Source organism: Amycolatopsis sulphurea (genome assembly GCF_002564045.1).
Lineage (GTDB): Bacteria > Actinomycetota > Actinomycetes > Mycobacteriales > Pseudonocardiaceae > Amycolatopsis > Amycolatopsis sulphurea.
This window is the reverse complement of record NZ_PDJK01000001.1, coordinates 1189096-1210436: the sequence shown is the minus strand read 5'-3', so window position 1 is coordinate 1210436 and position 21341 is coordinate 1189096. Positions and strand designations below refer to the sequence as shown.

19 protein-coding genes are annotated in these 21341 nt (G+C 69.9%); 6 read left to right on the top strand and 13 right to left on the bottom strand.

All coding sequences use genetic code 11. The features are described 5' to 3' along the window. Nucleotides 1-84: 84 nt before the first annotated feature. The 3 genes from ATK36_RS05450 to ATK36_RS05440 form a co-directional block, all read right to left on the bottom strand. Nucleotides 85-309, bottom strand: a complete 225-nt coding sequence (locus ATK36_RS05450; protein WP_098510090.1) for a DUF5703 family protein — start codon at nt 307-309, stop codon at nt 85-87. Further along, nucleotides 306-1322: a YncE family protein gene (locus tag ATK36_RS05445; RefSeq protein ID WP_098510089.1), complete on the bottom strand. Its 1017-nt coding sequence runs from the start codon at nt 1320-1322 to the stop codon at nt 306-308. The genes ATK36_RS05450 and ATK36_RS05445 overlap by 4 nt, the downstream gene beginning before the upstream one ends. Nucleotides 1323-1420: 98 nt before the next feature. Further along, nucleotides 1421-2389: an aldo/keto reductase gene (locus ATK36_RS05440; RefSeq protein WP_170069604.1), complete on the bottom strand. Its 969-nt coding sequence runs from the start codon at nt 2387-2389 to the stop codon at nt 1421-1423. 147 nt (nt 2390-2536) lie between these two features. On the opposite strand from ATK36_RS05440, the gene ATK36_RS05435 reads away from it, so the two are divergent. The 3 genes from ATK36_RS05435 (at nt 2537) to ATK36_RS05425 (ending at nt 6259) form a co-directional block, all read left to right on the top strand. Next, complete coding sequence (locus tag ATK36_RS05435; RefSeq protein WP_098510088.1) at nt 2537-3379, top strand: undecaprenyl-diphosphate phosphatase; 843 nt, start codon at nt 2537-2539, stop codon at nt 3377-3379. A gap of 29 nt (nt 3380-3408) precedes the next feature. Further along, entirely contained in the window at nt 3409-4113 is a 705-nt protein-coding gene (locus ATK36_RS05430; RefSeq protein WP_098510087.1) for a histidine phosphatase family protein, read from the top strand. Nucleotides 4114-4207: 94 nt separating this feature from the next. Continuing rightward, nucleotides 4208-6259, top strand: coding sequence for a M3 family metallopeptidase (locus ATK36_RS05425; protein ID WP_098510086.1), 2052 nt, complete (start codon nt 4208-4210; stop codon nt 6257-6259). A gap of 172 nt (nt 6260-6431) precedes the next feature. Here ATK36_RS05425 and ATK36_RS05420 read toward each other — a convergent pair whose 3' ends face one another. Together ATK36_RS05420 and ATK36_RS32035 are read right to left on the bottom strand one after the other, a co-directional pair. Next, a complete protein-coding gene (locus ATK36_RS05420) occupies nt 6432-6746 on the bottom strand; it encodes a YidB family protein (protein WP_141544375.1) in 315 nt (104 codons plus the stop codon). Further along, nucleotides 6743-6901 carry a hypothetical protein gene (locus ATK36_RS32035; protein WP_170069603.1) on the bottom strand — a complete coding sequence of 53 codons (159 nt, stop codon included), beginning with the start codon at nt 6899-6901 and terminating at the stop codon, nt 6743-6745. Before ATK36_RS32035 ends, ATK36_RS05420 begins: the two co-directional genes overlap by 4 nt. Nucleotides 6902-7122: 221 nt before the next feature. Here ATK36_RS32035 and ATK36_RS32775 point away from each other — a divergent pair, with 221 nt between their 5' ends. Together ATK36_RS32775 and ATK36_RS32770 are read left to right on the top strand one after the other, a co-directional pair. Then, nucleotides 7123-8172 carry a DUF4158 domain-containing protein gene (locus ATK36_RS32775; RefSeq protein ID WP_211291791.1) on the top strand — a complete coding sequence of 350 codons (1050 nt, stop codon included), beginning with the start codon at nt 7123-7125 and terminating at the stop codon, nt 8170-8172. Nucleotides 8173-8224: 52 nt separating this feature from the next. Next, nucleotides 8225-10225 (top strand): Tn3 family transposase, encoded by a 2001-nt coding sequence (locus tag ATK36_RS32770; protein WP_211291790.1) that lies wholly within the window; start codon nt 8225-8227, stop codon nt 10223-10225. A 9-nt stretch (nt 10226-10234) separates the two neighbouring features. Here the strand turns inward: ATK36_RS32770 and ATK36_RS32030 are convergent, their stop codons facing one another. Together ATK36_RS32030 and ATK36_RS05410 are read right to left on the bottom strand one after the other, a co-directional pair. Continuing rightward, the gene (locus ATK36_RS32030; protein WP_170069602.1) at nt 10235-10393 is read right to left on the bottom strand and encodes a hypothetical protein; all 159 of its coding nucleotides are present in this window, start codon (nt 10391-10393) and stop codon (nt 10235-10237) included. A 13-nt stretch (nt 10394-10406) separates the two neighbouring features. Further along, the gene (locus ATK36_RS05410) at nt 10407-11606 is read right to left on the bottom strand and encodes an erythromycin esterase family protein (RefSeq protein ID WP_211291789.1); all 1200 of its coding nucleotides are present in this window, start codon (nt 11604-11606) and stop codon (nt 10407-10409) included. 67 nt (nt 11607-11673) lie between these two features. Between ATK36_RS05410 and ATK36_RS05405 the strand changes: the two genes are divergently transcribed. Further along, the gene (locus tag ATK36_RS05405) at nt 11674-12357 is read left to right on the top strand and encodes a TioE family transcriptional regulator (protein WP_098510083.1); all 684 of its coding nucleotides are present in this window, start codon (nt 11674-11676) and stop codon (nt 12355-12357) included. Nucleotides 12358-12695: 338 nt separating this feature from the next. On the opposite strand, the gene ATK36_RS05400 is transcribed toward ATK36_RS05405, so the two are convergent. The 6 genes from ATK36_RS05400 to ATK36_RS05380 form a co-directional block, all read right to left on the bottom strand. Beyond that, nucleotides 12696-13580, bottom strand: coding sequence for a tyrosine-type recombinase/integrase (locus ATK36_RS05400; protein WP_245914349.1), 885 nt, complete (start codon nt 13578-13580; stop codon nt 12696-12698). Nucleotides 13581-13716: 136 nt separating this feature from the next. Next, nucleotides 13717-13860: a hypothetical protein gene (locus ATK36_RS32025; RefSeq protein WP_170069601.1), complete on the bottom strand. Its 144-nt coding sequence runs from the start codon at nt 13858-13860 to the stop codon at nt 13717-13719. A gap of 450 nt (nt 13861-14310) precedes the next feature. Next, the gene (locus ATK36_RS05395; protein ID WP_098510082.1) at nt 14311-15300 is read right to left on the bottom strand and encodes a malate dehydrogenase; all 990 of its coding nucleotides are present in this window, start codon (nt 15298-15300) and stop codon (nt 14311-14313) included. Nucleotides 15301-15381: 81 nt separating this feature from the next. Continuing rightward, nucleotides 15382-17469, bottom strand: a complete 2088-nt coding sequence (locus ATK36_RS05390) for an FUSC family protein (RefSeq protein ID WP_098510081.1) — start codon at nt 17467-17469, stop codon at nt 15382-15384. Beyond that, nucleotides 17466-20588: a GH92 family glycosyl hydrolase gene (locus ATK36_RS05385; RefSeq protein ID WP_098510363.1), complete on the bottom strand. Its 3123-nt coding sequence runs from the start codon at nt 20586-20588 to the stop codon at nt 17466-17468. The genes ATK36_RS05390 and ATK36_RS05385 overlap by 4 nt, the downstream gene beginning before the upstream one ends. Nucleotides 20589-20719: 131 nt before the next feature. Next, nucleotides 20720-21082, bottom strand: a complete 363-nt coding sequence (locus ATK36_RS05380) for an enolase C-terminal domain-like protein (protein ID WP_281259013.1) — start codon at nt 21080-21082, stop codon at nt 20720-20722. Nucleotides 21083-21341: the final 259 nt, after the last annotated feature.

The window sequence follows — 21341 nt, the reverse complement described above, 5'->3', positions numbered from 1 at the left end:
CCTGCGACAAAGGCTGTGAAGGGGCCCTTCACGGACTCTGAGTCCGTGAAGGGCCCCTTCACAGCACTCCCGGGGAGCGAGGGATCAGGTGGTGAGGCCGGAGGACTGGCCGGTCGCGGTCCGCTTGCGGCGCAGCCAGACCCGGCGGGTGCCATCGGCGTAGAGCCGGACCGTGCGCAGTTCCCAGCCGGCGAACTCGGCGTGGATGGAGAGCTGGATCATCGCCGCCCGCCGGGAGATCGCCGGGGGCAGGCGCAGGCGGCGATACTCCCAATCCCCCTCGACCACCGCCTCGTCGACCGTCGTCATGGCTGGATCACCTGGGTCCCCTCTCCCGTGGCCGAGCCGACCAGCACGCGGCCGGTCTGCTCGTCCACGCTCACCGAGTCCGGCTGGCGCACGGTCGGGAAACGGTACTTCTCCACAGGCTCGCCGCCCCGCACGTCGAACCCGACGACCTGGTTACTCCCGGTGAGGGTCACCCAGGCGAGCGACCGCTGGTGGTCGTAGGCCAGGCCGTACGCCCCGCCGGGCACCGGGTATCGCTGCCGGAGGATCAGCGGGCCGGTGGAGAACGCGAGCAGCGCGCCCGCACGCGCGTCGGTGACCAGCACGCGGCCGTACGAATCGGCCACGGCGTTGGCCGCGCCCGCGCCGGCGCGCAGGCCCTCGTCCATGGTCCCGGCCTGCACGTCGACGCTGAACACCGCGGTGCGCAGCCGATCGAGCACCACGACGTTGGATCCGGTGTCGACCACGCCGTCCGCGCTGTAGAGGCTGCCGGTGATGGTCTTGGCGACCTTGCCGCCGGACAGCACCTCGATGGCCTTGCGGTCGCGTACGGCGACCAGCGTGTCCGCGCCGGCGGCCACGCCCTCGGCGGGCTGCCCGGACACGGGTTCGGTCTGCACCTGCCCGCCCGGCAGCGAAATCCGCGCGAGCACGCCCTTGCCGGGCACACTCGCGAGGGCCTGGCCGCCGGAGGCGGTCAGCGATTCGGCGGGCGCGGGCAGCGGAACGGTGGCCTTGGGCGCGCCGAGCGCCCCGAGATCGTAGATGCGCACGGACGGCGGTTCGCTGAGTGCGACGACGAGGGTGTGGCTCTGCGCGTCGGTGGCGATCGCGGACACGGCGGGCATGGCCAGCACCTGCCCGGCCGGCGGCACCGAGACGGCGGGGGAGACGGCCGCCTTCGCGGCCACCGGATTGTTCACCACCTGCAGGGTGTCGGTGCTGTCCTGGCCGCCGGCGGAACATGCGGACAGCGCGAGGGCACCGGCCAGCGGGATCGCGATCCGCGAGGCGGCGGTGAGCCGACGCACCTGGGGGCCTCCGACGTTCTTCCGGCGAGCAGTTCTGTTCAGCATCCCCCAGGATCCCCGCGCCGTCACGTCCCTGTCATCCACCCGACACCTGCGGCTCACCGGGTGCCCCTTTCCGGATAGCCGAATTCGATCCCGCTGACGTCGTCCAGCGCACTGCGGATGGCCGGCGGCAGCGTCAGCTCCTCCGCGGCCAGCGAACCGGTCAGCTGCCCGGTGTCGCGGGCGCCGATCACCGGCGCCACCACGCCCGGCCGGTCGCGGACCCACGCCAGCGCCACCGCCAGCGGCGACGTGCCGAGACCTTCGGCCGCGGTGACCACGGCTTGCACGATCCGCGCCGCGCGCTCGGTGCGATGGTGTTCGACGTACCCGGCGTACTCGGCCGACGCGCCGCGTGAATCCGCGGGGGTGCCGGTGCGGTACTTGCCGGTGAGTACGCCACGGCCGAGCGGCGCCCACGGCAGGATGCCCACGCCGTGATGCGCGGCGGCGGGCACGACCTCGCGCTCGATCCCGCGTTCCAGGAGCGAGTACTCGAACTGCCCGGCGATGACCGGCGCCGCGGATCCGGCGAGCGCGGCCGCGGTGGCCAGCTGCCAGCCGGAGTAGTTGGACACGCCGACGTAGCGGACTTTGCCGCTGGAGACGGCGTGGTCGAGCGCGGAGAGCGTCTCCTCGATCGGTACGCACTCGTCCCAGGCGTGCAGCTGCCACAGGTCGAGATGGTCGGTGCCGAGCCGGCGCAGCGAGCCGTCCAACGCGGACAGCAGCGCGCCGCGTGAGGCGCCCCCGCCGAACGGGCCTTCGGTACGGCGGGCGACGGTCTTGGTCGCGAGCACCAGGTCGTCGCGCGGCACGAGATCGCCGACGAGCCCGCCCAGGAGCTGCTCGGCCTCGCCCCCGGCGTAGATGTCCGCGGTGTCCACCAGCGTGCCGCCCGCGTCGACGAACGCGACGAGCTGGCTGGCCGCCTCGTCCGGATCGGTGTCACTGGCCCAGGTCATGGTGCCCAGAGCCATCCGCGAGACCCGCAGTCCCGACCGGCCGAGCTGTCGCTTTTCCACGACCCGCGAGCCTAGTGGCCCTCACCCTGTCGGGAGGCTTCAGGTGACCCCGTGTCGCGCGGACACCCCGGCCGTGGGCGGCACGATCCACTCGAATAGGTTCCCCCACGTAGGAATCGGACCGGGTGGCGAAACGGGAGCGGTGTCATGGGGTGGTTCGAGTCCCTCGTGCTGGGGCTGGTGCAGGGACTCACGGAGTTCCTGCCGGTGTCCTCGAGCGCGCACGTGCGGATCGTCGCCGCGCTGGCCGGCTGGGACGATCCCGGGGCTGCGTTCACCGCGGTCACCCAGATCGGCACGGAGCTGGCCGTCGTGCTCTACTTCGGCGCGAAGATCGGGCGGATCCTGCGGGCCTGGTTCCTCGGCCTGTTCCGGCCGCAGTGGCGCCGGGACCCGGATTCCCGGCTGGGCTGGCTGATCATCGTCGGCTCGCTGCCGATCGTGGTGCTCGGCCTGCTGCTGCAGGACCAGATCGACAAGAGCTTCCGGGATCTGCGGATCACCGCGACCACGCTGATCGTGTTCGGCGTGATCCTGCTGATCGCCGACCGGGTCGGCGCCCAGCGCCGCAACCTCGATCACCTGACCGTGCCGCACGGGCTGGCCTTCGGCGTGGCGCAGGCGCTGGCGCTGATCCCGGGCGTGTCCCGGTCCGGCGGCACCACCAGTGCGGGCCTGCTGATGGGCTACACCCGTGCCGAGGCCGCGGAGTATTCGTTCCTGCTGGCCCTGCCCGCGGTGTTCGGATCCGGGCTGTACAAGCTCACCGACATCGGCAAGAACGGGGAGACCGCGCAGTGGGGGCCGACCATTCTGGCCACCCTGGTCGCGTTCGGCGTCGGCTACCTGGTGATCGCCTGGCTGATGTCCTACATCAAGCGGCGCAGCTTCGTGCCGTTCGTGATCTACCGCGTGGCGCTGGGCGTGCTGCTGTTCGGCCTGGTCTTCGGCGGCGTGCTCGACCCGAACGCGGGACCGGCGGGCGGCTGAACACCGAAGTCACCGGATAGGGTGGCGGCGTGAGTACGGTCATCTTGCTCCGCCACGGGAAGTCCACCGCGAACGGTTCCGGCGTGCTCGCCGGGCGTACGCCGAAGGTGGGCTTGGACGACACCGGCCGGGCCCAGGCCGCCGCGCTGCCCGCCCGGCTGGCCGGTGTGCCGGTGGCCGAGCTGGTGGTGTCGCCGATGCTGCGCTGCAAGCAGACCGTCGGGCCGCTGGCCGGGCAGCTGGGGCTGGCCAAGGTGGTGGAAGCCGGGCTGTCCGAAGTGGACTACGGCGAGTGGACCGGGCGCGAGCTGAAGACGCTGGCGAAGGAACCGCTGTGGCGGGTCGTGCAGGCGCATCCCTCGGCCGCGGTCTTCCCGGGCGGGGAGGGGCTGGCCGCCATGCAGGCGCGCGCGGTGGCCGCGATCCGGGCGCACGACGCGCGGATCACCGCCGGGCACGGTGCGCACGCGGTGTGGGTGGCGTGCAGCCACGGTGACGTGATCAAGGCGATTCTCGCCGACGCGCTGGGGCAGCACCTCGACGCGTTCCAGCGGATCGTGGTGGACCCGGCGTCGGTGTCGGTGGTGCGCTACACCGAGACCCGCCCGTTCGTGCTGCGGATGAACGACAACGGCGGTGACCTGGCCGGGGTGGCGCCTCCGCCGCCGAAGAAGGGCAGGCGCGCGAAGAAGTCCGGCAGCGACGCGGAGGTGGGCGGCAGCACCGGGCGGTGAACGCCACCCCGGTGCGGTGTGACGGTCCCTTCGGCGGATGCGCGGACCCGTAGGGTGGTCGGGACCCACCTGCAGAACCAGGAGCGCTAATTCGATGATTTCGCCGGACAACCCGTTCGCCGCCCCCAGCGAGCTGCCCTACGAGCTGCCCCCGTTCGACCGCGTCGCCGACGAGCACTACCTGCCCGCGTTCGAGGCCGGGCTCGCCGAGCACACCGCGGAGATCGAGCGGATCGCGGCGGAGCCCGCCGAGCCGACCTTCGACAACACCGTCGCGGCGATGGAGCGGGCCGGCGCGCTGCTGAGCCGGGTGGCCGGGACGTTCTTCAACCTGTCCGGTTCGGATGCCTCGGAGCCGATCCAGGAGATCCAGGCCGAGCTGGCCCCGCGGCTGGCCGCCCACTCCGACGCGATCCACCTCGACCCGCGGCTGTTCGCGCGCATCGACGTGCTGCACGGGCGCCGCGCGGACCTCGGGCTCACTCCGGAGCAGCTGCGGCTGCTGGAGCGGGTGCACACCGACTTCCGCCGGGCGGGTGCCGGGCTGCCGGCCGCGGAGCAGGAGAAGCTGCGTGCGCTGAACGGCGAACTGTCCACCCTGCAGACCCGGTTCGCGCAGAACCTGTTGCGGGACACCAATGATCTCGCCGTCGTGCTCGACGACGCGGCGGAGCTCGCCGGGCTGGGCGAGGGGGCGATCGCGGCCGCCGCCTCGGCGGCGGGGGAGCGGGGGCTGGGGGGCAAGTACGTGCTCACCCTCACCCTGCCGACCGCGCAGGCGGCCTTGGCGTTACTGGAGAACCGTGCGGTGCGCGAGCGTGTCTTCAGCGCATCGGTGTCGCGTGGCAACCGGGACAACGAGTACGACAACAAGGCGATCGTCATCGAGATCGCCCGGCTGCGTGCGGAGCGGGCCGCATTGCTCGGCTATCCGAACCACGCGGCGTACGTGATCGAAGACGAGACGGCGAAGACGCTGGAAGCGGCGAGCGGCCTGCTGGAACGGCTGGCTCCGGCCGCCGTGGCCAACGCTCGCGTGGAAGCCGCGCAGTTGCAGGCGTACCTGGAGGCGGACGTCCCGGGCGCGACGTTGCAGCCGTGGGACTGGGCGTTCTACGCGGAGAAGGTCCGTCGTGAACAGTACGATGTGGACACTGCCGCGCTCCGCCCGTACTTCGAGCTGGACCGGGTCCTCACCGACGGCGTGTTCTTCGCCGCGAACCGGTTGTACGGCTTGACTTTCACCGAGCGTCACGATTTGCCGAAGTACCACCCCGAAGTGCGAATCTTCGAGGTGACCGACGCGGACGGCAGCGGGCTCGGGCTGTTCCTGATGGACTACTACGCGCGGGAATCGAAGCGTGGCGGCGCGTGGATGAACAACTTCGTGGACCAGTCGCGGCTGCTCGGCAAGCGCACCGTGGTGGTCAACGTGCTCAACGTGTCGAAGCCGCCGGCGGGGGAGCCCACGCTGCTTTCGCTGGACGAGGTGCGCACCTCTTTCCACGAGTTCGGGCACGCGCTGCACTCGCTGCTGTCCGGAGTGGAGTTCCCGGCGTTCTCCGGGACGAACGTGCCCCGGGACTTCGTGGAATACCCCTCGCAGGTCAACGAGATGTGGCAGATGTGGCCGGAGGTGCTGGCCAACTACGCCAAGCACCACGTGACCGGCGAGCACCTGCCGCCCGCGCAGGTGGCGAAGCTCAAGGACGCCGAACAGTACGGCGAGGGCTTCAGGACCATCGAGTACCTGGCCGCCGCCCTGCTCGACCTGGCCTGGCACCGGCTCGGCCCGGACGCGCAGGTGGACGACGTGCAGCGCTTCGAGGCCGAGGCACTGGAGAAGGCCGGCGTCGCCGTGGCGAGCATCCCGCCCCGGTACCGCACGACGTACTTCAACCACATTTTCGCCAGCGGCTACAGCGCGGGCTATTACTCTTATATCTGGAGCGAAGTCCTCGACGCCGACACCGTGGAATGGTTCACCGAGAACGGCGGCCTCCAGCGCGAGAACGGCGACCATTTCCGCCGCACCCTGCTCGGCCTCGGCGGCAGCGTGGACCCGATGGAAGCCTTCGAGGCGTTCCGGGGTCGCGGTCCGGAGATCCAGCCGCTGCTCACCCGGCGTGGTCTCGGCACGGCTTGATCTGGGTGTATAACGGCCTATACATTTGGGTGTGAACTGGCTGACGTTTCCCAGGGCGATCAAGGCGGGCTGAGACGGCACGTCCGCGACTTGGGTGGTTCGGCTGCGGCATGGCGGGCTGGACACCCAAGTCGCGGACGGGATGACCGGCGTGCGGCTGGCTTGGTGGCCGCTACCGCTCGCAGAAGTCCTGGAGGTGCCGCTTGAATTCGTCGTCCTCGGGCAGCTCGCCCTCCGGGGTAACCGCGTTGGCGGCGGCGGGCAGTGCCTGTGCAAGCTGGTCGGCGTACTCATGCACGCTCATCCCGGCTCCGGTCGCTGCCTCTTGCAGTTCCAGGACGCCCAGGAGCTGTTCCCCGGTGATCGGCTGATTCGGCGTCTCGACGCTGACCCAGGACCCGACCTCTGCGGCGAACCCGTTGTCGGCCAAGAGAAGCAGCAGTTGTCCCAGGTCGATCGGATCGACCTCGGGAGCGTCCACGCTCATTCGACCCCCGCCTTGAGGGTGTTCTGCATGGCCTGCGTGGCCAGGTCCGCCAGCGCCTTGAGGTTCTCCTGCGCCTGCGCGTTGTTACGCGCGGCCTCTGCGACTCCCTTCTTTGCCGAGATCTTGACGACCGTCCAGATCAGCTTCTTGAACACGACACCTCCTCGTGACTCGTGGTCGCGCCACCGCGCAACCAGTTGTGGAGAGCATTCGGTCGAGTACGTAAAGGCCGTCGAGGAACATCGGACCGGAAACCAACGTTAGGCCGTGATCATGTCTTGACCTGCTGGTCTGCTGGTTGACTCACCTGGTGGTGTGCTGCTGATCTACCGGCGGTTCCGCCACGGTGGGCGGTGTTGCAGCCAGGAGAGTTGCGTTGCCAGTTGAGTTCTTATCCGACGAGCAGGCGTCGGCGTACGGCCGATTCCCCGGCGGGTTCACCCGTGCGGAGTTGGAGCGGTACTTCTTCCTCGACGACGTCGACCGGGCGTTGATCGAGCCCAAGCGTCGCGACCACAACAAGCTCGGGTTCGCGGTCCAGCTCGCGACGGTCCGGTATGTGGGCCGGTTCCTGGACGATCCGCTGGACGTGCCGGCCGTGCTGGTGGAGTACCTGGCCGAACAGCTCGATATCGCCGACCCGTCGTGCCTGAAGTCCTACGGTGAGCGGGAGCAGACCCGCACCGATCACGCCGGCGAGATCCGCGAGGCGGACGACTGGCGCGAGTTCGCCGAGGTCGACGACGAGTTGACCGAGTGGATCGAGGGGCGGGCCTGGACCACGGGGGACGGGCCGAAGGCGCTGTTCGACGCGAGCGTGACGTGGCTGCGGGAACGCCGGGCGTTGCTGCCGGGTGTGACCACGCTGGTTCGGCTGGTGGCCAGCCGGCGGGACGTGGCGACCCAGCGATTGTGGGAGACGCTGTACGCGCTCCTGACCGACGAGCAGAAGGCGATGCTGGACCGCCTGCTCGATGTCGGCGACGGGCACCGCACCTCGCGGCTGGATGCGCTGCGCCGGCCGCCCACGCGAGTGTCGGGGCCGGTGATGATCGAGGCGTTGGAACGGGCCGCCGAGATCCTGGGCCAGGGGCTGGGCGAGGTAGACGCCTCCGTGGTACCGCCGCGACGGTTGGCCGAGCTGTCCCGCTACGGCATGGAAGGCAAGGCCACGCTGCTGCGCCGGCACCCCGACAGCCGCCGGCTGGCCACTCTGTTGGCCACCGTGGTGTACTTGCAAACCCGCGCGGTGGACGACGCGCTGGACCTGCTGGACGTGCTGTTCGTCAGCAAGCTGTTGGCTCGCGCGGAGCGGGAATCGAACAAGCAGAAGATCCGGGTGTTCCCGAAGCTGGGCAAGGCGTCGGTGACCATCGCCGCGGCTATGGTGTGTTCTTGGAGATCACCGGCGCCAGCGAGGACCTGACCGCGCAGGCCGAGCACGACGGGATCGACGTCGAGTTGCCAGCCTGACCCAGGTGTGGGAACAGATCGAGACAGTCGCCTCCCGCAAGGAGATCACGCAGGCCCTCACTTACATCGTGGACCTGGCCGGCCCGGCCGATGACGACGCGGACGCCGCGTGGCGCACCGAGCTGGTCAAGCGTTACCACACCGTGCGGCCGTTCCTTCCGTTGCTGTGCAAGGTGATTCGGTTCGGTGCCACGCCGGCCGGGCACCGGGTGCTGGCCGCGCTGCGGGACCTGCCGCGGCTGTGGGGCGGCGGCCGGAACAAGGTCGGCGTCGAGGAGATCGACCAGGACCTGCTGATCGGCTCGTGGCGGCGGCTGGTGCTCCAGGCGCCGGACCTGGAGCCGGGCAGTGTGGATTGGCGGGCTTGGACGTTCTGCGTGCCGGAGCAGTTCCATCGGCACCTGCGCCACCGCGACATCTTCGCCACCAACTCCTCGAAGTGGGGTGATCCACGCGCCAAGCTGCTCGGTGGCGCCGCGTGGACCACGGCCAAGCCGATGGTGCTGGCCAGTCTCGGCCTGCCCGACGCCCCGGATGAGCACCTGGCGCAGCGCGCCGAGCTGCTGCACGCCACCTACCTCGACGTGGTCGGCCGGCTGCCCGGCAACGCCGCGGCCAGCTTCGATGACGAGGGCCGGCTGCACCTGGCGGCGCTGCCCGCCGAGGCCGACCCGCCCAGCCTGGTCGAGCTGCGCCGGCTGACCAACCGGATGCTGCCGCGCGTGGATCTGCCCGAGGTGCTGCTGGAGGTGTTCTCCTGGACAGGTGCCGACGCCGCGTTCACCTCGATCACCGGCGGCGAGACCCGGCTGACCGACCTCGGGGTGACGATCGCGGCGCTGCTGGTGGTCGAGGCGTGCAACATCACCCGCCGACCGGTGGTGAAGTCCAACGTCGAGGCCCTGACGCGGGACCGGTTGGCGCATGTGGACGCCCACTACCTGCGGTTGGACACCATCCGCGCTGCGAATGCCGCGCTGATTGAGGCCCAGGCCGGCATTGACCTGGCCCAGCTCTGGGGCGGCGGGCATGTCGCGTCGGTCGACGGGATGCGGTTCGTCGTGCCGGTGCGCACCATCCACTCCGGATCCAATCCGCGGTACTGGCCCCGCGGCCGAGGATCACGGGGCGCGACCTGGCTGAACATGATCAACGACCAGGCCGCTGGCCTGGGGGCGAAGGTCGTGGCCGGCACCCCCCGCGACTCGCTGTACGTGCTGGACGTGCTGTATGACCGCGACGGCGGCACGAAACCGCAGATGATCGTGACGGAGACCGCCTCGTACAGCGACATTGTCTTCGGCTTGCTGTCGTTGGCGGGCTGGACCTACGCGCTGCAACTGGCCGACCTGCCCGACCAGAAGCTGTGGCGGGTCGACCAGAAAGCCGACTACGGGCCGTTCAACCAAGCGGCCCGCGGCCGGGTCGACCTGGCCAGGGTGTCCCGGCACTGGGAGGACATCCTGCGGGTGATCGCGTCCATCCACACCGGCGCCGTCCGCGCCCATGATGTGATCCGGATGCTGTCCCGCGACGGGCATCCCACCCAGCTTGGTGAGGCGGTCGCGAACTACGGCCGTATCCACAAGAGCCTGCATGTGCTGCGCACCGCCGACGACCCCGGCTACCGCAAGACCATGAAGGGCCAGGGCAATCTCCAGGAAGGCCGCCACTCGCTGGGTCGGGAGATCTTCCACGGTAAACGTGGCGAACTGCGGCAGCGCTACTACGAGGGCATGGAGGACCAGCTCGGCGCGCTGGGCCTGGTCTTGAACGCGATCGTGCTGTTCAACACCCGCTACCTCGACGCGGCGATCGCGGAGCTGCGCGCTGGCGGCCACGAGGTCCGCGACGAGGACGCCGTCCGGCTGTCCCCGTTCGTGCGCCACCACATCAACATGCTGGGCCGGTACTCGTTTCTGCTGCCCACCGATCTGGTCGGCCGGCTGCGCCCGCTGCGCGACCCCAACACCGTGGATACCGACGAGGAGGACGAGTCGGGCTGACCACGCTGGTCAGGGCAGCCGCGTGGCGCGGTCGGCGGCGACCCGCAACTCCTGGACGCCCTTGCTGAGGATGGCCACCGCACCGGCCCGGTCTCCGGCGGCCATCGTGGCCTGCGCCGAGAGCAGACCAGATACACCGGCGGCGGCCACGATCGCGGTGGACAGCACCGCGTCCGGCCTGTCAACCCAGCCGGCTCAGCCTGACAGCCTGCTTGAGGAAGACGACGCCGTCGATCATGTCGAGCTGGGCCGGGTCCAGCGGGAAATAGGCGAGATCGTGGGAGATGCGCGGGGCGGGCTTCGTGATGGCCTCGGCTAGGCGGCGGGCGTCGATGAGAGAGTGGTCCCACGGGAGCGTGGACAGGATGCCCTCGACGGTGTCCGGGGGCGGGGTGTTGTCGCCGGCCGTGCCGAGGGCCGAGGCCAGGAAGGCGTACCGGTCGCCCAGGCGCGTCCCGGTGATCGCCCCCGCGCTCCACCACTCCAGCTGCTGGTCGCCGAACGGCATGAAGCTCTTGTTCCGTTGCAGGTGGAGGTTGGAGGCGAAGACCAGGGCCGGGCCGTGCTCGGCGACGGTATGCAGGTTGGCGGCCATCATCGCGTCCCGCAGGGCCGACAGCCGGGTCCACCGTGCCGGGGACGCGTCGGCCATCCAGTAGTGGTAGCGGAGCAGGCCGGTGGCGGTGCGCCCGTACAGTGCCGCCCGCTCCCTGTTCTCCGCGCTCAGCTGCGGCGCCTGCGTGTCGAGCAGCGCCACCAGGTCGTCTGCGATCAGCCGCAGCCGCTGGGCGTCGGCGGACTGGCCGATCGATTGGGATGGATCCATGGCCGCGGCCTCGTTCGACCACCGGTCGTCCGGGCCCAGCAGCGTGTCGAGGGTTTCCCTGGTTACTACAGTGCAGGGGAGCGGGCCGTCGAGGAGAGCATAGAGGGCGGTGAGCGCCTGGCGCGGGCTCGCCGCCCAATACTCCAGAGGGCCATCGAACCCGAAGAACCGCAGCTTTCCGTCATGCTCCTCGTTGTACGCGCGCATCCAGCGCACGAGCTCGCGGTTGGCCGGTGACGCGCCGAAGCCGTGGCTGAAGCCGCGTTCCATGACGTCATCGAGCGTGCCCGCGCCCGTCGTGATGTAGTCGTCCACCACGAGGCCCATGAGACAGTCGCTCTCGATGGCGAACGACCGGTAGCCCTCGTGCTCGACCAGATGCCGGAAGATCTCGTTGCGCAACTCGCCCAGCTCCCCCACGAAGTGCCTGGCCTCGCCCAGGCCGAGCAGCAGGGGCTTGGCGGGAAGCGACCGCAGGAACGCCGAGACGCCCGCGCCATCGAGCGGCCGGGCCGTGTCCTTGATATCCATACCTTCAACGGTATCGTTGAACACTCGGTGTAAACTTTGGCCTGGAAATCCCCGCTCTCATCGCGACGGACCTTCAATCGGTGATGCACCCATGAGGCCAGTGGACCTGGCGCGCGAGCACGGCCTGTCCACCCAGGCGATCAGGAACTACGAGGACGCCGGCATCCTGCCCGCCGCCGAACGCACCGTCCACGGCTACCGCACCTACACGCCGCTGCACGCGCAAGCCCTGCGCGCGTTCCTCGCCCTCGTGCCCGGGCACGGTCGCCAGACGGCCACATCGATCATGCAGGCGGTCAACCGGGGTGCCACCGAGGACGCGCTGCGGCTCATCGACGAGAGCCACGGCCAGCTCCTCGACGACCGCCGCACCCTCCAGGCCGTCGAAGCCACGCTCCGCGATCTGGCACCCGTGCCGCAGGAACGCGGCGACACGTTCATCGGCCCCCTGGCCAAGAGGCTCGGCCTCCGCCCTGCCACCCTGCGCAAATGGGAGAACGCCGGGCTGGTCCAGCCGCGCCGCGATCCGCAGACGGGCTACCGGATCTACAGCGCGGCCGACGTATGGGACGCCCGGCTGGCCCACCAGCTCAGGCGGGGCGGCTACCTGCTGGAGCAGATCGCCCCGCTGATCGCCCAGGTCCACTCCGCCGGAGGCGTCGCCCCGCTGGAGTCGACCCTGCGCGACTGGCAGGCCTGCCTGTCCGCCCGGGGCCGCGCCATGCTCAAGGGCGCCGCCGACCTGGACGCGTACCTCCGCGCCCGCGAACCCTGAGGCCAAGTCACGTCCACCACAGGAAACGGCATGGCCACGAAAGGAAACCATGCATGAGTGACGGGGCATTTCGCCTGATCAATGGTTCAGCATTCGATCAAAGCAGCACGTGGCGCCTGAGAATGTCGCGCAGTGGGCCAGATCGAATTGCCACAGATCCAGGCCCAGACGGAGTCGGGAGTTGGATTGTGCCGAAGTCAGCCGGTGCCTGCGTTGACTCGGTGGCCACAGCGGAAATCCTTTCCGTGCCGGTGAGGTAGCTCCATGTTGTCGCCCACCCCCCGACAACCCAGAACCGGGCGGTCGGCGGGCAATGACCATTCACCCGATCGGCGCGGTCAGGACCGGCGGCGGTTGGCCGGGGCGCGGGCCTGCTGCCAGCGGGCCAATGCTTCCGGCGAGACCCGCGCGTAGCGGGTCAGCGAGGCGACGCTGGTGTGGCCGGAGAAGGACAGCAGGGTGGAGGTGTTCGCGCCGTCCTCGGCCGCGTGGGTCAGCGCCGAGTGCCGGAGTTGGTGCAGTGTCCATGGCCCGCCGGGCATCTTCGCGGTGGCGGCCTCGAAACATTCGGCCGCCCGCCGGTAGGACAACCGCGCCCGGCCGGACTCCGTATCGAGGTCCATCGGCGCCAGTTCGACCCGCGCCCGCCGGTCGGTCAGGAACACCGGCCCGGACTTCCGGCCATCCAGAAGCCGGGGCAACAACCGGGCGGTCCCGGTGCGCCACACGATGATGTCGTTCGCGCCGCCCTTGCGGCGGACCTTCGCCTTGCGGTTGGGGCGGTCCAGGTCCGGCACGTCCAACGCCAGCACTTCCTCGGCGCGGGCGGCGGTCTCGTACAACATCCGCCACAGGGTCCGTTCCCGCAGCGGCAGGTGCGGCTTGTTCAGCAGGGCCTCGACGTCGGCGCGGTCCAGCGAGCGGGTCCGGTCCGGCACCCGCAGCCGCCGGCGGATGCGCCGGGCCGGGTCGCCGGTGATCCACCCCTGGGTGCGCCACCAGCCGCCGGCCGAGCGCAGCGCGTCCAGCCGCGCGTTGACCGTCGAGTTCGCGCACTTGCCCCAGCGGCCGGCGAACCACGTGCCGATCCGCTGGACCGTCGCCTCCTCATCCAGCGTGCCCACCGCCGTGTCGGCGCCGAGCTTGTCCACCAGCGCGTGCAGCGCGATGCCGTAGGCGCGGGCGGTGTTGGCGTTGGGCACCTCAGCCAGGAACGCCGCCACCGCGTCGCCGAGTTGGGTGCTGACGCGGCGACCTCGATGCGGTGCACCGTGCCCACGGTCAGCCCGCGCGCCGGAAGGCGGTCAACGGCCAGGGAACCCTGGCGGTGCCCTGCCGGTCGCGGCGGGCGACGTCCACCTACACCACCGGGAAGTCGCGGGTGAAGACACCGTCGACGTACCGGCCCTCGATGTCCGACCGCGCAACCGCATCATGGTTGACGCCGTCGACATCGGTCACGATCACGCTGTCGCCTTCGGCGAACCGCTGGGGACCAGCCATCACAGGGCCACCGCCTCTATCGCATATAAGCGCATGGAGTCACCCGGTCCGGCCGGAGACGTTCCCCGAGGTCGATCACCACGCTACCGCAGATAACCAAGAGCTATCTGCGGAACCACCAACCACCGATCCGACGATCAGCAGCCACATGCGGGCTGACCAGCGGCGTCACGGCCTAACGTTGGTTTCCGGGCCGATGTTCCTCGACGGCCGTAAGGCCAGGACGGAGTCAGGATCGTTCCCTTAACGTGTGAACGCCGCGGCATCCCTGGCCGAGCGTGAAGGGTTCGGCCCCGACATCGACTGTATAATGCCATATACGGCCAGGGATTGTATTTTATCCTAGGCCGCCAACCTGACCATCAGAACACCCCAAGAAGACGCACGGACGCCGCGAGCCCCGACCCGGGCGCACTGCCGGGTCGGGGCTCGCGGCGTCCGACGTAAAGCTCAGATCAGGCCGAGCTTGCGCACCGCGTCGCGTTCCTCGGCCAGTTCGGCCACGGAGGCGTCGATGCGGGGGCGGGAGAACTCGTCGATCTCCAGTCCCCGCACGATCTCGTACTTGCCGTCCTTGGCGGTGACCGGGAAGGACGAGATGAGACCTTCCGGCACGCCGTAGGAGCCGTCGGAGACGACGCCGGCGGAGGTCCAGTCGCCCTCGGGGGTGCCGTTGACCCAGGTGTGCACGTGGTCGATGGCGGCCGAGGCCGCCGATGCCGCGGAGGAGAGGCCGCGGGCCTCGATGATCGCGGCGCCGCGCTTGGCGACGGTCGGGATGAAGGTGTCCGCGAGCCAGGCCTGGTCGTTGATGGCCTCGGCGACGTTCTTGCCGCCGACCTCGGCGTGCTGTACGGAGGGGTACTGGGTGGCGGAGTGGTTGCCCCAGATCGCGACCTTCTTCAGGTCGGTCACGGCCACGCCGAGCTTCTTGGCGAGCTGGGCCAGGGCGCGGTTGTGGTCGAGGCGGGTCATCGCGGTGAAGCGCTCGGCCGGCACGTCGGGGGCGTGCGACTGGGCGATCAGGGCGTTGGTGTTGGCCGGGTTGCCGACCACCAGGACGCGGATGTCGTCGGCCGCGCCGGCGTTGATGGCCTCGCCCTGGGGCTTGAAGATGCCGCCGTTGGCCTCGAGCAGGTCGCCGCGCTCCATGCCCTTGCTGCGGGGGCGGGCGCCGACCAGCAGGCCGATGTTGGTGCCGGCGAAGGCCTGCTTCGGGTCGTCGAAGATGTCGATGCCGGCCAGCAGGCCGAACGCGCCGTCGTCGAGTTCCATCGCGGTGCCCTCAGCCGCCTTGACCGCCTGGGGGATTTCCAGGAGGCGCAGTTTCACCGGGGTGTCGGCGCCGAGCAGCTGACCGGAGGCGATCCGGAACAGCAGCGCGTAACCGATCTGGCCGGCCGCGCCGGTGACGGTGACGTTGACAGGGGCTTGGGTCATAGCGGGTTCTCCAGCTCGAGACGACATTGGCTAGTACCTGGATGCTAGCCTCCCCGGCCCCGGGCGTCCGGGTGCGTCCAGTCACTCTCCGGCCGCGCGGTGGACGGGCGGGTCGGTGGCTTCGACGCCGAAGACGCGGCCGAGGGCGATGAGGCCTTCGTCGAGGTGGCTGAGGCTGGAGAGCACGGCGCGGGTCTCGGCGTCGTCGATGCGGTCGGAGACCGGGGTGCCGTCGTCGCGGACGAGGGCAGGGCCGGCGGTGCCGGGGTGGGTGAGGGCTTCGTGGATGCGGTCGATGTTGGCGCCGATGCGGCCGGTGAAGCGGTCGAGACGTTCGATGTCGGGGCCGGTGAGCTGGCCGGGCTGGGTGCGGGCGGCGACGTGGCGGGCGCGGAAGGCGATGCCTTCGAGGGTGGTCAGGACGTGCCAGCCGTAGTCGCGGCGGGCGCTACGCAGGTTGATGGGGTGGGTGAGGGGTTCGATGGTGGTGCGGACCTGTTCGACGGCGCGGTCGAGGTCGCGGGACAGTTCGATGATGCTGAGGTTTTCGCGGCCGGACATGACTTCGGCGGCGGAGGTGAGGAATTCGCGGAGTTCGTCGAGGGTGGTGGCGATGTCGTCGAGCATGACGGCGCGGGTACGGACGGGGACCACGATGACGGCGGCGAGCAGGCCGCAGGCGGCGCCGGCGGCGGTTTCGGCGACGCGGATCCAGAGGACTTCGATGCTGAAGGTGCCGAGCAGGCGGTAGAGCAGGCCGAGCATGGCGGTGACGAAGAAGGACATCAGGAACTGGGAGACGCGGGAGGTGTAGACCATGCCGAATACGCAGGCCGCGGTGAGGGCGAGGATGGCGGGGGTGTTGCCGCTGACCAGGAAGGCGAGTGCGACGCCGCCGACGATGCCGAGGAGGGTGCCGCCGGTGCGGCGGAGGCCTTTGACGAAGCGGGCGCCGGTGCTGGAGGTGCCGACGAACACGACGAAGACGGTGAGGACGGCCCAGTACCAGCGTTGGGGGGAGATGAGCTGGCCGGCGAGGACGGCGAGGCCGCCGCCGAGGACGGCTTGGATGGCGCTGCGGGTCTGGTTGTCGTAGGTGAGGATTCTGGCGGGTTCGGGGTCTTGTCCGGGGGTGGGGTTTTCGGTGGCGTGGGTGGCGATGCGCTGGGCGCGGTCGTCGGCGACGGCGAGTTCGGCGAGTGCTTTGCGGACGCCGTCGCCGGGGCGGGCGTGGTCGTCGATGCGGCTGCCTTCGACGAGCATGCGGCTGTATTCGCCGGTTTGGCTGATGAGGGGGAGTTCGCGGGGGTCGCGTTCCATCAGGGAGCGGAAGCGGGTGAGGCGGGTGACGAGGTCTTCGGTGACGTCGGCGGGCAGGGGGTGGGTGGCGGTGCGGCGGGCGGTGATGGTGAGCCAGCCGACGGCGAGTTCGACTTCGATGGCGCGGCGGCGGAGCTGGTCGGCTTCGTGGGGGCCGATGACGTCGGGGGCGTTGTCCTCGATGAGGAGGACGGTTTCGTGGAGGCGGGCGAGTGCGGTGCGGATCTGGCGGTCGCTGCGGCCGTGGGTGAGGGTGGCTTCGGTGGCGCGGACGGCGGCGGCGACGCGGGTGCGGAAGGCGCGGCGGATGCGGATGAGTTCGGTTTCGGCGTTGTGGCGCAGGAGGAGGAAGCGGACGACGGCGTTGGCGGCGAGGCCGGTGAGCAGCGCGATGATCAGCTGGGGGAGCTGGGTGGGGTGGGCTTGCAGGAACATCGGGAAGAAGAAGAGGAAGAACGCGATGGAGCCGAGCGCGGTGCCGCGGGGGCCGAATCGCTGGACGTGGACGGCGACGAAGATGAGCAGGACGAAGAGGACGGTGTCGAGGGGGTGGTGGAGGGCGCTGAGGCAGGCGGCGGTGATGGTGGCGGCGCCGAGGGGTGCGGCGAGGGCGAGGGTGGTGGCTTGGCCGCGGGTGGTGGTGTCGCTGATGGTGAAGGCGCTGAGCATGGCGGCGATGGCGGCGAAGAGGGAGGTGGTGAGGGGGTAGTGCAGCGGGGTGAGGGCGGCGATGGCGAGGACGATGCCGAGGACGGCCGAGGTGGCCAGGCGCAGGCGGGAGAGGCCGGGGTCGGCTGCGGCGAGGCGGTCGGTGAAGGTGGTGAAAATGGTGCGGAGGTGGCCGGTCATCGGGCGAGGAGCTCCCATTGGGCGAGGGTGAGGGCTTGGTGTCCGCTGGTGGCGGTGATGCGTAGCCGGTAGTGGCGGCAGGCGGTGGGGGTGGGGAGGGTGAAGGGGCGGGTTTGGCGGGGCCAGGGGAAGTGTTCGCCGGTGCGGGTGTCGAGGGTTTGCCAGTGGTGGCGGTCGTTGCGGCCTTCGAGGGTCCAGGCGGTGGGGTGGCTGCCCTGGTGGCCGGAGGTGAGGGTGTAGAGGACGACTTCGCGGGGGTGGCCGTCGACGGTGAATTCGAGGGTGGGTGTTGGGGTGCGGAAGGTTGCTTCGGTACGGCTGGTGTTGTCGGTGAGAGCGTCTGTTCGGCCGTCGGGGCTGTGTGCGGTGCCGGTGAGGTCGGTGAGGGGGGTTGGCGGGGTGGGGGTGGCTGGTTCGGTTGCCCAGGTGCCGGGGTGGGTGCGGAGGTCGAATTCGAGTACGGCGCCGTTGGTGAGGGTGGTGTGGTTGAGGGTGGCTGTGGCGTGGGGTTGGCCGTTGATGGTGAGGGCGTGTACGTACGGGGTGTCGGTGCCGGCGTGGGGTGCGCGGATCACCAGGTCTTTTCCGTTGTCGAGGTGCACGGTGGCGGTGCGGAACAGTGGCGCGCACGCGATGTAGTGCGGGCTGCCGATGGTGAGGGGGTAGAGGCCGAGGGCGGTGAAGACGTACCAGGCGGACATTTCGCCGTTGTCTTCGTCTCCGGGGTAGCCCTGGCCGAGTTCGCTGCCGAGGTAGAGGCGGCGGAGGACTTCGCGGACGGTGCGTTGCAGTTTGGCCGGTGCGCCGGCGTAGGCGTAGATGAACGGGATGTGGTGTGAGGGCTGGTTGGAGTGGCCGTATTGGCCCATGCGGACGTCGCGGGCTTCGGTCATTTCGTGGATGCGGCCGCCGTGTCCGGTCTCGGGGGTGCGGAAGAATTCGTCGAGTTTCGCTTCGAGGCGGTGGGGGCCGCCGTGGAGGGCGGTGAGGCCGGGGCCGTCGTGTGGTGCGGAGAAGGCGGTGTTCCAGGCGTTGGTCTCGACGAAGTCGTCGCCCCAGGTTTCGGGGTCGTAGCCTTCGGCGGGGTAGTGCGGTGTGCCTTCGGGGGTGCGGCCTTGGAAGAAGCCGATGCGTGGGTCGAAGTGGTGTACGTAGTGCTGGGCGCGTTGGCGGAGGTAGGTGGCGTTGTCGGCGTAACGGCGTGCGCGGTCTCCGGTGGCTTCGTGGGCGAGGGCGTCGGAGAGGTTGGCGAGGGCGTGGTCGTTCAGGCAGCCTTCGAGTGCCCAGGAGAGTCCTTCTCGGACGGTGGTGGGGGTGTAGCCGAGGAAGGGCGAACGGTCGAGTCCTTTGCGTCCGACGCTGCGTCGGGGTGGAGCGACGGTGGCGTTCTTGAGTGCGGCCTCGTACGCGGCTTCGATGTCGAAGTTTCGGACGCCTTTGAGGTACGCGTCGGCGAAGGCGGCGTCGGAGCTGGTGCCGGTCATGAGGTCGGCGTAGCCGGGGGAGGACCAGCGTGCGATCCAGCCGCCTTCGCGGTATTGCTGGACGAAGCCGTCGATCATCCGGCCGCATTGTTGTGGTGCGAGGAGTGCGTACGCGGGCCAGGTGGTGCGGTAGGTGTCCCAGAAGCCGTTGTTGACGTACAGCTCGCCGTCGACGACTTTCGCGCCGGTTCGTCGTCGTGTGCTGGGGCGGAGGCTGCGTACGACGGGGCTGGCGTGGCGTGTGCCGCGTGGGGTGTTCTCGTGGGCGCGGTTGGGGTAGAGGAACAGTCGGTAGAGGCAGGAGTAGAAGGTGGTGAGTTCGTGTTCTGCGGCGCCTTCGAGGTCGACGCGGTTGAGGACGTCCTGCCATTGGTCGCGGGCGCGGGTGCGTACGTCGTCGAAGGTGGTGCCGGCCGGGATTTCGAGTTCGAGGTTCCGTTTTGCTTGGGCGAGGCTGATCAGTGAGGTTGCGATTCGCAGCGTCACTTCGGGTTCGGCGAATTCCAGGTAGCCGGTCACGGTCCGCCAGAACGGGCGGCGGATGCGGGTGCCGCCGGTGGGTTGTTGGTCGGCTTCGGCGTACACGTACATGCGGCGGGCGCCGGCGGAGAGGCGGCTGCGGATCCAGGTGTGGCCGGTGACTACGCCGGTGTCCGGGTGTACGCGGAGGCCGCCGCGGTTGCGGGCGTTGTCGAACAGCACCCAGCCGCGGTTGTCGGGGAAGGTGAAGCGGACCAGGGCGGCGTGGTCGGACGGGGCGAGGTCGGCGGTGATTCCGGTGCGGAATCGCACGCCGTAGTGGTAGGGGCGGTCGGTTTCGTCGTCGTGGGTGAACGCGAGCGCGCGGCGGGTGGGGTGGGGTTCGACGGGGCCGGTGCCGGGCATCAGGTGGAAGGTGTGGCGGTCGCCCATCCATGGGCTGGGCTGGTGGCTGACGCCGAGGGCCTGCAGCCGTGGCCGGTTCTCGGCGTCGTTGTGGCGGTGGTAGGAGTAGATCCAGTTCAGTGCGCGGGCGTCGGTGATCGGGGTCCAGAAGTTGAACCCGTGCGGGACTGCGGTCGCCGGGAAGGTGTTGCCGCGGGAGAACGTGCCGCTCGAATGAGTGCCGCGGGTGGTGCGTACGTGGTCGACGGGCTCTTTGGGCGTGTACGCATGGTCGGCGAGGCGGACGTCGTCGAGCCACCCGGTCACGTCGCCGTCGCCGAGCGGGTCGACGAGCAGAACGATCCGCCGCACCCGTCGCCCTGCGTATGCGCCGAGCGGGCGTCGGACGAGGTTCCACTGGTCGACGTACAGCGTCTTCGCTTCGCCCTGAGCGGCAGCGGTGAACCCGGCGCTGCTTCCGTCATCGAACTCGACGTCGAGAGCCGCGTACGTGCTGCGGTAGCTGGGGATCGGCCCGTCGGAGGCCGGGAAGACCACATACGTCAGTGCACTGTGGACAGTCACCGGGACGTCCACCTCGAACAGGACGGTTCGTGGGCGCGCCGAGTAGTGCAACGCCCGCAGACCGGTGAACCCGACGCCGGTCTTCGCGGTGGGTGAGTACGACGGCCCGTGATCCACACACGCTCCGTGATCGACCGGTTGCGGATCGCCCGCTTCGAACGAGGAGAAGAACCCGGTGCTGATCACCTGTCCCACGGTAATCGCTGCGCGAGCGTGACACCTACCGTTGCTGGTGGCTACGGCACCAACCTCGACCCGCCCGCTCCATCAAGGTCAGAAGCTGGCGACGGGATCGCCGAAGAGGTCCTTGTCCGGTGTCACGCCCAGTCCGGGGCCTTCCGGCAAGGTGATGTGGCCGCCCTCGACATGGGGGCCGGCCTTCGGGCCGTAGTAGCCCTCGATGAGGGGGCCGCGATCCAGGCGCCTTCATTCAGGTCGGGCCGGATCGTGACGCCCAGGTGGACGCAGGCGGCGGCGATCACGTCCCCGCCGTAGGCGTCGTCGCTGGTGTGCGGCAGGTTCCGGGCGTCGCAGAGGTCCCGGAAGGCGCGCATCCGCATCAGCCCGCCGATGCGTGTCACCTTCATGCCGAAGCCGTCCACCAGCCCCGTCCCGGCCGCAGTGATGACCGTGTTCAGGCTCACTCCGCTTTCATCCAGATAGATCGGCTGCTGGACCATAGGAGCGTGCCCGGAGATGCGTGAAGGGCGGCCCCACGCACGGGGACCGCGGGGTGTCGGCAAAGTCGGTGTGAGGTGCCCTGCGCAGGCTGCTGAGGTCTGTGAAGGGCCCCTTCACAGACCCGAGACAGGTCCGGCGCACACCACGAGGTGGTCGCGTAGGCACCGCCGATGATGACGCGGCCGCCACGGCTCACTCTGCTGAACACGGGTCCCCGGCCAACTTTGCCGGGACCCTGCACGGGGACCGCCCTTCACC